General features: G+C 30.6%; 13 protein-coding genes. 6 read left to right on the forward strand and 7 right to left on the reverse strand.

What is annotated here, in order from left to right:
* Nucleotides 1-2 precede the first annotated feature (2 nt).
* Both ACXGQT_RS07080 and ACXGQT_RS07085 read left to right on the forward strand, forming a co-directional pair.
* A complete protein-coding gene (locus tag ACXGQT_RS07080) occupies nt 3-329 on the forward strand; it encodes a hypothetical protein (protein ID WP_457830700.1) in 327 nt (108 codons plus the stop codon).
* Nucleotides 329-1,243: a ribonuclease Z gene (locus ACXGQT_RS07085; RefSeq protein WP_457830701.1), complete on the forward strand. Its 915-nt coding sequence runs from the start codon at nt 329-331 to the stop codon at nt 1,241-1,243. Before ACXGQT_RS07080 ends, ACXGQT_RS07085 begins: the two co-directional genes overlap by 1 nt.
* Here the strand turns inward: ACXGQT_RS07085 and ACXGQT_RS07090 are convergent.
* Entirely contained in the window at nt 1,236-1,943 is a 708-nt protein-coding gene (locus ACXGQT_RS07090) for an abortive infection system antitoxin AbiGi family protein (RefSeq protein ID WP_457830702.1), read from the reverse strand. The two genes, ACXGQT_RS07085 and ACXGQT_RS07090, sit on opposite strands and share 8 nt — an antisense overlap.
* 15 nt (nt 1,944-1,958) lie before the next feature.
* Nucleotides 1,959-3,689, reverse strand: a complete 1,731-nt coding sequence (gene sppA / locus ACXGQT_RS07095) for a signal peptide peptidase SppA (RefSeq protein ID WP_457830703.1) — start codon at nt 3,687-3,689, stop codon at nt 1,959-1,961.
* Nucleotides 3,690-3,751: 62 nt separating this feature from the next.
* Between sppA and folK the strand changes: the two genes are divergently transcribed.
* A complete protein-coding gene (gene folK / locus ACXGQT_RS07100) occupies nt 3,752-4,252 on the forward strand; it encodes a 2-amino-4-hydroxy-6-hydroxymethyldihydropteridine diphosphokinase (RefSeq protein WP_457830704.1) in 501 nt (166 codons plus the stop codon).
* A 158-nt stretch (nt 4,253-4,410) separates the two neighbouring features.
* Here folK and ahcY read toward each other — a convergent pair whose 3' ends face one another.
* Nucleotides 4,411-5,724, reverse strand: a complete 1,314-nt coding sequence (ahcY, locus tag ACXGQT_RS07105; protein WP_457830705.1) for an adenosylhomocysteinase — start codon at nt 5,722-5,724, stop codon at nt 4,411-4,413.
* Nucleotides 5,725-5,779: 55 nt separating this feature from the next.
* Here ahcY and ACXGQT_RS07110 point away from each other — a divergent pair, with 55 nt between their 5' ends.
* The 3 genes from ACXGQT_RS07110 to ACXGQT_RS07120 are packed head-to-tail and all read left to right on the forward strand — an operon-like array spanning nt 5,780 to nt 8,604.
* Nucleotides 5,780-6,406, forward strand: coding sequence for a 4'-phosphopantetheinyl transferase family protein (locus ACXGQT_RS07110; RefSeq protein ID WP_457830706.1), 627 nt, complete (start codon nt 5,780-5,782; stop codon nt 6,404-6,406).
* Nucleotides 6,393-7,097, forward strand: a complete 705-nt coding sequence (locus ACXGQT_RS07115) for a phosphoglycerol geranylgeranyltransferase (RefSeq protein ID WP_457830707.1) — start codon at nt 6,393-6,395, stop codon at nt 7,095-7,097. The genes ACXGQT_RS07110 and ACXGQT_RS07115 overlap by 14 nt, the downstream gene beginning before the upstream one ends.
* 13 nt (nt 7,098-7,110) lie before the next feature.
* Complete coding sequence (locus tag ACXGQT_RS07120; RefSeq protein WP_457830708.1) at nt 7,111-8,604, forward strand: DUF4301 family protein; 1,494 nt, start codon at nt 7,111-7,113, stop codon at nt 8,602-8,604.
* A 5-nt stretch (nt 8,605-8,609) separates the two neighbouring features.
* On the opposite strand, the gene ACXGQT_RS07125 is transcribed toward ACXGQT_RS07120, so the two are convergent.
* The 4 genes from ACXGQT_RS07125 to ACXGQT_RS07140 form a co-directional block, all read right to left on the reverse strand.
* The gene (locus ACXGQT_RS07125; RefSeq protein ID WP_457830709.1) at nt 8,610-10,334 is read right to left on the reverse strand and encodes a SulP family inorganic anion transporter; all 1,725 of its coding nucleotides are present in this window, start codon (nt 10,332-10,334) and stop codon (nt 8,610-8,612) included.
* Between the two features lie 12 nt (nt 10,335-10,346).
* Nucleotides 10,347-11,369, reverse strand: coding sequence for a Holliday junction branch migration DNA helicase RuvB (gene ruvB / locus ACXGQT_RS07130; protein WP_457830710.1), 1,023 nt, complete (start codon nt 11,367-11,369; stop codon nt 10,347-10,349).
* A 41-nt stretch (nt 11,370-11,410) separates the two neighbouring features.
* Entirely contained in the window at nt 11,411-12,553 is a 1,143-nt protein-coding gene (locus tag ACXGQT_RS07135; protein ID WP_457830711.1) for a sterol desaturase family protein, read from the reverse strand.
* Between the two features lie 119 nt (nt 12,554-12,672).
* On the reverse strand, nt 12,673-13,482 hold the full coding sequence (locus ACXGQT_RS07140; protein WP_457830712.1) for a T9SS type A sorting domain-containing protein: 810 nt from the start codon (nt 13,480-13,482) through the stop codon (nt 12,673-12,675).
* Between the last annotated feature and the right edge of the window lie 55 nt (nt 13,483-13,537).

A 13,537-nucleotide genomic window follows, 5' to 3' on the forward strand; every position in this document is an offset into this window, starting at 1 on the left:
TTATGAAAATTACTCCTTCAGATAAATATACCTTATTTTTAGCAGAAACCGACTTTGATTCTTTTTTTGATGAAATATCAAAAGTATTGAGTAAATACAAAAACAGAAACATTGTTTTAGATTTCTCCAGTATTAAAGTAACAGCATCGCAAATAAAATCTTTAAAAGGATTTGCCGAAAACCAAGCTGAAAACGATAAATCTTTTGCAGTAATACTTCCTAGTTTTGATGCAGATGCTTTTGATGAAATATTAAACGTAGTTCCTACCCTAGTAGAAGCCGTTGATATTATTGACATGGATGAAATGACACGTGACTTAGGTTTTTAATGGGGATTCAACTCACCATATTAGGTTGTCACTCAGCCACACCAAGAACCAATGCACATCCTACTGCTCAATATTTAAAAATAAACGAAAGGCATATTTTAATAGACTGTGGAGAAGGAACTCAAGTTTTATTAAGACAACAAAAAGTTCCGTTTGCAAAAATCAAACACATCTTTATTTCTCATTTACACGGTGATCATTTTTTTGGATTGGTAGGTTTAATTTCTACATTTGGATTGTTAGATCGTAGAACAGAACTACATATTTATGGACCAAAGGGGATTAAAGAAATTATTACTCTTCAATTAAAATTATCTAAATCTTGGACTTCTTTTCCTTTGTTGTTTCATGAATTAGATACTAAAGAAAGTATGGTTGTTTTTGAAGATAAAAAAATAACTGTTACCACCATTCCCTTAGACCATAGGGTTTACACAAATGGATTTTTATTTAAAGAAAAACCAAGTTTACGTAAACTAAATATGGAAAATGTAGCCATGGAACCCGAAATTGAAATTTGTGATTATCACAATTTAAAAAACGGAAAAGACTTTGTTAAGCAAGATGGAACTATAATAGAAAATGAAGACTTAACCTTACCTCCTAGAGATACACAAAGCTATGCTTTTTGTAGTGATACTGCTTACAAACCAGACATTGTACCTATTATTAAAGGAGCAAGTTTGTTATATCATGAATCTACTTTTTTAGAAGATAAAAAGAATTTAACAGAACGCACCAAACACAGTACCGCTAAAGAAGCTGGAAAAATAGCTCAACAAGCAAATGTAAAAAAACTTATTCTCGGTCACTACTCCAGTAGATATAACGATCTGAACGACTTTAAACTAGAAGCCGAAACAGAATTCAATAATGTTGAATTGGCAGAAAGCGGAAAAGTTTTTATTATATAATCTTTATCTCAACTTTTCCTCCAAAATTCTCTTGTATAACTCCCTCTAAAATTTCCTTTTCTTTGTTTGATGAAACAATTAAATAATTAATGTCTGATATTTCAAAATCTAATTGATATTTTTCTACTCTTTTATTTGCTTTAGCCAATTCACTAGGAATCTTAAAATCCCAATAACTTAAATTTAAATCATTTTGATTTTCTTTAGTATGATCTGGAATATATCTCCATTCTCTTTCATCATAAAATTTTCGAGTGCTCTTTTCATAAGGCTTAATTGAATGCATTAATGTTAAATAATTGTTTCTCAACATATGCATCTCATATGAAATACTGTTTACACTCTCCATAGACGGCAATAATCTATCAAAAGAGTCTGCCATTTTAGATATAGTATCAGCAATATTTGAATTCTTGTTTATATAAAAAACAGGATTTAATTTTTTCTTATCTCTCCAATTTTCACTCAAAGCTATACCACATTTTCCGTAAATTTTTCTATGTTCAAAGGTCAACTTTAAGGGTATATCACAAAAACAAACCATCGGTACAGCAAACCTAACTATATTTTTATCCAAACTAAAATTTAAATCTGTTTGCTCTAAATTAAACCTCGGATAAAATGACTTCTGTAAAAGAATAGATTTTAAATATTTAAACTTTGTAAAATGGTACAACTCCCTAGAACTAACATCACTCATAACTGTTACTCTTTTTTACTTAATTTCCATTTGAAAAGGTATTCTTGCCTGTACTCCTTTAGATTTTATCAACTCGTTTGTATTTGCCAACCATTTTAAATTGTATTGAGACAAAAACTCATCAACATTGGCTTTTGCAAAAGGATTTAGACTAAACATTTCTTTAAAATTAATTTCATAATTTGGAAGTTCTTCTAAACTAAAATCATTGAGTTCAACCAAACCTGCAGCATAACTAATTGCTTCATCTAAACCTCCTATTTCATCAACCAACCCAATTTCTTTAGCCTGTATTCCTGTCCACACCCTTCCTTGAGCTATCGCATCCACTTGTTCTATAGTCATATTTCTTCCCTGAGAAACACGTTGTAAAAATTCATCATAAATATTCTCTATCCCAATCTCAATTACTTTTTTATACCTGCTATCTACCGGCTGTACCACACTATAATAAGCTCCATTATTATGAGTACTTACCACCTCTGAATTAATCCCTATTTCTTTAGCCAACTCCGATGCATTTGGCAACATTCCAAAAACTCCTATAGAACCAGTAATTGTAGTTGGTTCGGCAAAAATTTTATGAGCTCCACAAGCAATATAATATCCGCCTGATGCAGCATAATTTCCCATGGAAACAACCACTGGTTTTTCCTTTTTAGCTTTTTCTACTGCATTCCAAATTAAATCTGAAGCCATGGCACTCCCTCCAGGAGAATTTACTCTAAACACTATGGCTTTTATCTCTTCATCTTCTGCAGCATCTTCTATAGCTTTGATCATTTTTTTCTGACCAATAATATTTAACTCTCCCTGACCATATTGAATTTCTCCTTGCGCATAAATCACCGCAATTTTATTAGATGACTCCACTAAATCTGTTAAAGAAATCTGAGTCATATAATCTATCATACTCACTTTATTTAATTCCTCAGTATCTAATCTTCCTTTGATATAATTATCGTATTCATCTGCATACATATAGTTATCTACCAATCTATGTTCTAAAGACATTTTTGATGATTGTCCATACATGTTCACTACAGCTTCATCTACATCAATCCCTCTAGAAGTGGCTATTTCATTTCTTATTTCACTCCAAACACTTTTTATTAACTCACTAATTTGTTCTCTATTAGCATCACTCATTTCGTTTGCAATAAATGGCTCAACAGCACTTTTATATTTTCCATGTCTTATAACTTCCATTTTCACTCCGTACTTTTCTTGAAAATCTTTATAAAACATTACTTCTGAATGTAAACCTTTTAATTCAACATATCCTAAAGGTGATATTGCAATCATATCAGCAACAGAACTTAAATAATATTGTTTTTGCGAATAAGTATCATTATACGCATAAATAAACTTATCATGATTTCTAAAGGTTTCAAACATTTTTCTAAGAGCTGTTAGTTGAGCCAACCCCATATTTTCTGGAACATTTTTTAAGCTAATACCTTTTATTTTATCATCATACGTTGCCTTTTCTATAGCCTTACACAAATTATTAAAACCTATGGTTTGTTCTTTTATTCCTAACATTTCCGAAACAGGATCTACTCCAAAAGGACTGTAATCATTTATTTCTCCAGACAAATCTATTTCTAACACAGAGTTTAATTTAACCTCCTTTACCATATCATTACTTATAGAAACCGCTACTCCTAATCCAATTAAAACAACAATAACAATTGCTATCCAAATAGCTAATAACGATGACAGTACATTTTTTATAAAATTCATGCTCTATTTTTTTTTAGTAAAACAAATATAAATGATTTCTTTGCGAAAAGAGATTTACACTCATGAACATTGCTCATTTATCATTAGGGACTAATTTAGGGAACAAACTAGAGAACCTAAACAATGCCATAAAAAAAATTTCCGATTTAGGAAGCGTTACAAAAGTTTCTTCTGTATATCAAACTCCTCCGTGGGGTTTTAAAAGTGATGATTTTTTTAACATTGCACTTACTCTAGAAACATCTTTAAATGCAAATGATTTAATTGATCATTTATTAGCTATTGAATTAAATCTTGGAAGAATAAGAAACACAGCTATCACTGGTTACCAGGCAAGACCCTTAGATATTGATATTGTTTTTTTTAATGATGAAATAATCAATACCGAAAACTTGACTGTTCCACATCCAAGAATGCACGAACGAAACTTTGTGTTAATTCCAATAATTGACATTGTTGCTAATTTTAATCATCCCATATTTAACAAGACTTTAGAAACTTTGTTTGATGAATGTGATGATAAAAGTGAAATTACTAGAACAAAACATCTATTAAACACATAAAAAAGCCTCACAATTGTGAGGCTTTACTTTTTTTAAACGTCATTCTGAATTTATTTCAGAATCACATCAAATTGAGAACCTGAAACAAGTTCGGGTTGACGAATCTTTAATTTTATATTTTACTAAATAGTATTGTTTTATCTAAAAAATCAATTTATTTAATATCTATAATACTCTGGTTTAAAAGGTCCTTCTACCTCTACTCCAATATATTTTGCTTGATCTTCCGATAAAACATCTAATTCAACTCCAATTTTAGCCAAGTGTAAACGAGCTACTTTTTCATCTAAATGTTTAGGCAAAGTATATACATCATTTTTGTATGCTGCTCCATTTTCCCATAACTCTAATTGAGCCAATACTTGGTTAGAAAAAGAATTAGACATTACAAAACTTGGGTGACCTGTAGCACACCCTAAGTTAACCAAACGTCCTTCGGCTAAAACAATAATATCGTTTCCATTTACATTATATAAATCTACCTGAGGTTTGATTTCAATTTTGCTAGCTCCATGGTTTTTGTTTAACCAAGCCATGTCAATTTCATTATCAAAGTGTCCAATATTACAAACAATAGCTTTGTCTTTTAATGCTTCAAAATGACGACCAACAATAATATCTTTGTTACCTGTTGTAGTCACTACAATATCTGCCTCTTTAATAGCATCATCCATTTTCTTTACTGCAAAACCATCCATTGCTGCTTGTAACGCACAAATAGGATCAATTTCTGTTACAATTACTCTTGCTCCAGCTCCTCTTAAAGAGGCTGCAGAACCTTTACCAACATCACCATAACCTGCAACTACAGCTACTTTACCAGCCATCATTACATCTGTTGCTCTACGAATAGCATCTACCAAAGATTCTTTACATCCGTATTTGTTATCAAATTTAGATTTTGTTACAGAATCGTTTACGTTAATTGCTGGCATTGGCAATGTACCTGCCTTTACACGCTCAATTAAACGGTGAACTCCTGTAGTAGTTTCTTCTGATAAACCTTTAATTCCTGAAACCAATTCTGGATATTTATCTAATACCATATTAGTTAAATCTCCACCATCATCTAAAATTAGGTTCAATGGTTTTCTACCTTCACCAAAGAAAATAGTTTGTTCAATACACCAATCAAACTCCTCTTCGTTCATACCTTTCCAAGCATAAACGGGAACACCTGTAGCTGCAATAGCTGCTGCTGCCTGATCTTGTGTAGAAAAAATATTACAAGAAGACCAAGTCACATCAGCTCCTAAATCAACCAAAGTTTCAATTAAAACTGCTGTTTGAATAGTCATGTGTAAACATCCAGCAATTCTTGCACCTGCCAAAGGTTTTTTTCCTTTGTACTCTTCACGAATACTCATTAATCCTGGCATTTCAGATTCTGCCAAACGAATTTCTTTTCTACCCCATTCTGCCAAAGAAATATCTTTTACTTTGTAAGGTACGTATGTTGTTTCTAAACTCATATTACTATCTTTGTTGCTTTTAGACTGCAAATTTACGAAATCCTTACTATAATAAATGCCTTTATTTAAAACAATCCAAATTAGCCCAAACACTACTGTTTACGTTTGGAAAATAACTGAAAGCATTGATGTTTTAAGGGATATTTATTTATCTAAAAACAGTTTAAATAGAGTGAATTCGATGAAATCAACATCTCATCAGAAAGGATTTTTAAGTATTCGTCATTTATTAAACCATATCAACTTAAATGATGATGATTTATATTACAACAATTTTGGAAAGCCTCTTTTAAAAAATAACAAAAACATTTCTATTACTCATTCTTTTGATTTTTCTGCCATTGTTATTTCTAGCAATATAGTTGGTATTGATATTGAAAAAAATAGAGATAAAATAAAAGTAATCAAACATCGTTTTACAGATACTGAACAAGAAAATTTATCTGAGATCGATTTTATTAAAAAATTAACTTTTATTTGGGGAGCTAAAGAATCTATGTTTAAAATTCACCCTAATGGAGGCATGAGTTTTAAAAACGATTTAATTATAAATAATTTTTGTGCTAAAAACGCAAAAGGTTGTATTAACACTCCTGAATTAAAACAAAATTGTGATATTTACTTTTATCAAATAGAGAACTATTCTTTAGCTATAGCTATATCAACTAATGAACTTTCTTAACACCTTACAAACTGCAAGAAAAGAGAACAAAAAACTAATTGCAGTTTTAATAGACCCCGATAAAGTTTCTATTACAGATACTAAAAATATTTGTGCTAGAATTAACAAAGCCCCAGTAGATTATTTATTACTTGGAGGAAGCACAGTGTGTAATAATAAAACTGAAATTATTGCCAAAGAACTACAAAAACACATTAAAATACCTATTATACTTTTTCCTGGAGACTATTCACACCTTACAAATTATGCGGATGCTTTATTATTTTTAAACTTAATTTCTGGAAACAACCCAGAATACTTAATCAATCAACAAGTAAAAGCCATTCCTTTTTTGTCTAAAAGTGATTTAGAAATTGTTTCTACTTCATATATTTTAATTGATGGAAATAAAGAAACTAGTACTATTAAAGTTTCTAAAACCACCCCTATAACCCCTAAAAACACAAACCTGATAAAAGACACAGCACTTGCAGGACAATACATGGGACACCAACTTGTATATTTGGAAGCAGGTAGCGGAGCAAATCTACCTGTAGGAAAACATGTTGTTAACACAGTCTACAATTCAGTAAATATTCCTATTATTGTAGGAGGTGGAATTAACACCCCAAAAAAAATTAATGAAATTCATAATGCAGGAGCTACACTAGTAGTTATTGGTACTGCATTTGAACTTAAAAACATTTTTTAATCATTAAAATTCTATGAGGCTAGAAAGAAAATTAAAAGAAGAAATTGACAAAAGAGGAATATCTAACGATAAATTAACAAGACAATTGGTTGCTTTTGTAAAAGGAACACCAACCTTAGAGTTAGATAGAATTGCAACTATTAACGATGGTATTAAAATTATTGATAGTATAGACCGAAGTAAATTAATGAACATATTTAACATTAAGCAAAGTGACTTGGTTATTTATAAATTTACTCCAGCATCAGGGTTAGCCTCTAGAATGTTTAAAGGTTTGTCAGAGTTCTACAATACTAAGATTAACAATGCAATGTCTCAGTATTTTTTTAACAATCTTCATAAGTTCCCCTTTTATAAAGATATTATTATTGAGTTCAATAAAATTCATCCAAAAATTAAGAAGTTAGACAGCTTAACAAACAAATTATTGTTTCTAGAGTTTATTCTTAATCCAGAATATTTAAACTACCAAAATACTCCTAAAGGACTGATTAAATTTCATCAGTATGATATTGATAATAAATCTGCCCTAGAAGAACAAATTGATGAAAGCGTTCATTATTGTGTAAGCAAAGGTCAAACTGTAAATATTCATTTTACAGTAAATCCAAACTTTATTGAAAAATTTAAAACTTCCACAAAAGAATATTTAGAATCTAATTACGAAGGATCTAACATTAACTTTAATATTACTTTCTCTATTCAAAAAGCAAGTACAGATACCATTGCTGTAAACTATGACAATACTCCTTTTAAAGACGATAATGGAAACTATGTTTTTAGAGCTGGTGGACATGGTGCTTTGATTGAGAATTTAAATGATTTAGATGCTGATATTGTTTTTATTAAAAACATTGACAATGTATCTCATCAAAATCACATGGAAGAAACCATTAGGTACAAACAAATACTTGGAGGTAAGCTTTTATCACTACAAGAAACAATACATGGCTTTTTAACGCAAATAAAAAACAAATCAGAAGATTTAAACCTTCAAGAAATTCGTTTTTTCTTAATAGAAAATTTCTTTATAAATATTACTGATGAAAATTGTACAGAGGAATATTTATATAAATTATTAAACAGACCTATTAGAGTTTGTGGAATGATTAAAAACCAAGGAGATGCTGGTGGTGGTCCTTTTTGGGTAAAAAGAAATTGTGAAGAAACATCTTTACAAATTATAGAAGGGGCACAAATAGACAAAACCAACAAAGAGCAATTAGATATTTTATATCAATCTACGCACTTTAACCCTGTAGATATTGTTTGTTCTATTAAGAATTTTGAAGGCGAAAAATTTGATTTAACTGAATTTGTAGATCATGATGCTGTTTTTGTTACCGATAAAACTGTTGCCGGAAAACCTGTTAAAGGTTTAGAGTTACCTGGATTATGGAATGGTGGAATGGCTGATTGGTTATCTGTTTTTGTAGAAGTACCTATTGAAACTTTTAACCCTGTAAAAACTGTTACAGATTTATTATCTCCAATGCATCAAGCATAAAAACATTAAATGTTGGCTTGACCAATATAATTGGTCAAGTCTTCATTTCTATCTAATTTACCTGTTTTAAAATAAGTTACAGCATCATTGTTATTAATAAAAAACTTTTGTGCTCCCACTTTATCTACAATACCACTCTTGGTAAACATATCTCTTACAGGCCCTTTTACATTAGAAAAGAAAACTTCAATTCCTTTGTCTTTATAAAAATCTATATCAGACTCTATCATTTGTATAGCAGTACTATCAACCCCATTAATACACTCACAGTCTAACAAAATAAGTTTTAACTCTTTACCTTTTCTCTTTACATTAGTTTGCAAAATCTCACTAAAATAATTAGCATTTGCAAAATAAACTCGTGCATCAAACCTAAGAATCAAAATCTCTTTATCAACCTCTACCTTTTCAAATCTATCTATATTTCTAAAAATATTGGTGTTAGGTATTCTACCCAAAACAGCTACGTGAGGTCTAGAAGTTCTAGCAATTAACATGGTTAATGATAATATTACACCTATAATAATTCCTTCTTTAATTCCTAAAAATACTGTTCCAGAAAAAGTAGCAATCAACATCCAAAAATCACTTTTATTCAATTTCCACAAACGTATTGCCTCTTTATAATCTATCAGTTTAATTACAGAAACCATAATAATACCTGCTAAAACTGCTTTGGGTAAGTAATAAAAATATGGAGTTAAAAAAAGTAGTACTGATACTATTACTAACATAGAAAACAATGATGCTAGCCCTGTTCTTGACCCTGCATCTTCATTCACAGCAGATCTAGAAAAACTTGCCGTAGACGGATAAGATTTAAACATTGATCCAAAAACATTCATCATTCCCAATGCAATTAATTCTTTATTGGGTGAAATAAGAACATCATCTGAACTTTTCTCTAAAGCCTTACCTATAGAAATAGTTTCTAAAAAACCTATAATAGCTAAAGTCATTGCAATTGGTAAAATTTCTAGAACCAATGTATAAGTAATAGAAGGTAATTGAAAAGTTGGTAATCCTGAAGGAATATCTTTTAAAACAGAAACATTAGGTAATAAATGATGAAAAAAATAGAGCCCAAAAATTCCTAAAACCACCACCAACAAAGGTCCTGGTATTTTTGATTTTGTTAACTTAATGGTTAACAAAATTGTTATGGTTATCAATCCAACAATAAAAGTTTGGGTATCAATATCCTCAATTTGACTTATTAAAGATTGTAAAATTTCTTGTAATCTGTTACTTTTTACAACAGGTATTCCCGTTAAATTTTTTATTTGATTTATTCCTATTACAATAGCGGCAGCAGAACTAAATCCGCTAATAACAGGTTTGGACAAAAAGTTAACTATGAAACCCAAACGACCTATTCCTAATAACAACTGTATAACCCCTACGCAAAAAGCCAATAAAATAGCCAATGTAATATAAGCATCTGTTCCAGAAACAGCCAATACCGAAATTCCAGCAGCTACAATTAAAGAATCCATCGCTACTGGTCCAACAGCAACTCTTTGTGAAGTTCCAAAAAGTAAATACATCAACTGCGGTAACAAGGCTGTATACAAACCATAAATTGGTGGTAACCCTGCAATTAAAGCATATGCAATCCCTTGAGGAATTAATACAATTCCTACAGTAAGCCCCCCTATTACATCTGCTTTTAAATTTTCTTTTACGTTGTATTTAGGCAACCATTCTAGTATAGGAATCCACTTTTTCATATTGATTTTGCTTTAAAACAATTCGCCCTGATTTCTAGGTTTAGATATTTCTAAATGTTTATAGGCTAAATCTGTAACTTCTCTACCTCTTGGTGTTCTAATTATAAATCCTTGCTGAATTAAAAAGGGTTCATATACTTCTTCTATGGTTTCTGCATTTTCACTTACAGCAGTTGCCAAAGTACTAATTCCTACAGGCCCTCCTTTAAATTTTTGAATAATTGTAGTTAAAATTTTATTATCCATTTCATCCAAACCAAAAGCATCTACATTTAAAGCTTTTAAACCATACTTAGCTATTTCAACAGTAATAGTTCCATCTCCTTTTATTTGAGCAAAATCTCTAACCCTACGTAACAAAGCATTGGCTATACGAGGAGTTCCTCTACTTCTTCCTGCTATTTCTATAGCAGCTTCCATGCTAATTAGTACTTTTAAAATTTGTGCACTACGTTGTACAATGGTACTTAATAATTCTGTATCGTAGTATTGTAATCTGCTAGATATTCCAAACCTAGCACGCATTGGAGCAGTTAGCAAACCAGAACGAGTGGTGGCTCCAATTAAAGTAAAAGGCTCTAAATTAATTTGAACGGTTCTGGCATTAGGTCCAGATTCAATCATAATATCAATCTTAAAGTCTTCCATTGCAGAATATAAATACTCTTCTACAATAGGACTTAATCGATGGATTTCATCAATAAACAACACATCTCTTTCATCTAAACCAGTTAACAAACCTGCTAAATCTCCAGGTTTATCTAGTACAGGACCAGAAGTTACTTTAATTCCCGCATCTAATTCATTCGCTAAAATATGAGCCAAAGTTGTTTTTCCTAAACCTGGAGGGCCATGAAACAAAGTATGATCCAAAGCTTCTCCACGAATATTTGCTGCTTCTACAAAAATCTTAAGATTTTCAATTGCTTGTTCTTGACCCGTAAAATCATTAAACGATAGTGGTCTTAACTTTTTTTCAACATCAAGTTCATCGTTAGAAAAATGATTATTATCTGGATTTAGGTTTTCATTCATGCTTTGCTATTCTAAAAACAAATATAAGCTTTCAGAAGCAATTAAATAAATGTATAAAGCAAGTAAGATATAACCACTAAATACTTAAATAATTCTATATATTTTACAGGTTGTTTTTCTACCATTCTACCAATAGATACTAAAGTTACCAACATATAAAAGGTAACAACCTCTATACCAAAAAATGGAAGTCCCGCTATTTTGTAAGACAGGGTACATAATACAATGGCCACTAAAGCAACATTACCAATAATACATATTTTTTCTAATAAAGAATATGTTTTATACTTATAAGATCCTTTTTCTACATACAAAGGTAAATGTTGTAATTCTCCAGATGCAGGAACCCAATCAGGTCCTCTAAACAAAATATTTAACTTTCCTCCAAGCGTAGGCATTTGCCTCATTAAATGAAGTAAATTGGCATAATAATGAAATACTCCTGTTACAAAATCCCTTGAATTAATATCCATAGTAATTCCGTACTTCACCTCCGCTTCTTCTCTTTGAAAAGTACCAAATATTCTATCCCAAATAATAAAAATACCTCCGTAATTTTTATCTAAATACTCTTGATTACTTCCATGATGTACTCTATGATGAGATGGTGTTACCATAAATTCTTCAATAATCCCAAGCTTAGGAATTAAAGGAGTATGTAATAAAAACTGATACAATCCTAAAACAACATGTGTTGCTAAAACAACTTCTGCCGAAAAACCAATAATTGGCATTACAGACCAAAACATTATTCTAATAAATACTTGGAATGGGGTTAAGTTAAAAGCTACACTATAGTTATAATCTTCACTTTGATGATGGATAATATGTGAACCCCAAAACAAATTAATTCTGTGCCCTGACAAATGATAAAAATACCAAACAATATCTGAGACTAAAATTGCTACAAAAAACCAAATTGTAGTTTGTGGAATATTAAAAATAGCAAAATACTGATGTAAATAATGATAGAAAAAAAAGATAATAGGCACCATAAATACCCCTGCAATCCTATCAAAAATTCCCATTGAAATGTTAGCTATGGTGTTTTCAAACCTAAATATTTTTTTCCCTTTTCTTCTAGCTACTATATATTCTATTGCGAGAACAAACATTACAATGGAGATAACAATAAACAACCCAGCGTTATCACCTTTTGGCATTAGGGTAACTTCTTCTTTCATCTTTTTCTTTTTTACAGAACAAAAATAAAAAATTAATTCTTCTATAACTTATATAAAAAACAAAACACCTCTATGAATTTCATAAAGGTGTTTTGTTTAAAATTAATATTTCTTTAAAGTTATTCTGTTACTAACTTTAAAGACTTCATTCCTTTATCAGTTTTTACTTTAACAATCCATAAACCTGATTTCATTGTAAAAACTACATCTTTATTAGTATCTATTTTTTTAACTAATGCCCCTGTAATAGTATAAATACTTATTTCTGTATCCACTTCCACTTCAGACACATACACTTGATTACCAATTGATTTAACATTGGTTTTTATCGCTTCGTTTAATCTTATTCCTAAGCTCGACTCCTTCACTTCGATTTTATATAAGTTAAAAGAATTAGATGTATAAATATAAATTGTTCCACCTGTACCTGTATAGTTACCTATAATCGTTTCAGCATCAGTATTATCAACAATTGCATCAAAAGAGTTGATTAAACTTGTACCGTCAGATATATACAATGTTCTATCTGCACTACTACTCCCTGATCTAAACCAAACTTTAACCTCTACAGGCCCCGTAACAGGAAATGACAAATAGCTGTAACTAGGCATAAAATCTACTGGCCCCGAACCTCCATTAAACTTAAAACGATTGACTGCTACATACTCATCTGCAGTACCAGCATCCCATGTTTTACCTCCAGAGTTTTCTATTTGTCCAAATTTATCACCAGAACTGTCACCTACTAAAGTTAAACCGTCTTTTACCACTGTTGCACCTTCTGCAGCATTATATGCTGCTACAGGCCACATGGCAATTTGCGATGCACTTGTATAAGCAGCATCTCCTCCAAAATCCCAAACTTTGTTTTGCCCATTTGTGTTACAAATGCCAGCAACTAATAATAGAATAAGTAATCTTTTTTTCATCTTTTTTTTAATTTTAATTGTTAATATAATTGACTAAATAATTTATTTTATTTTT

This window comes from Wenyingzhuangia sp. IMCC45467 (assembly GCF_054111205.1).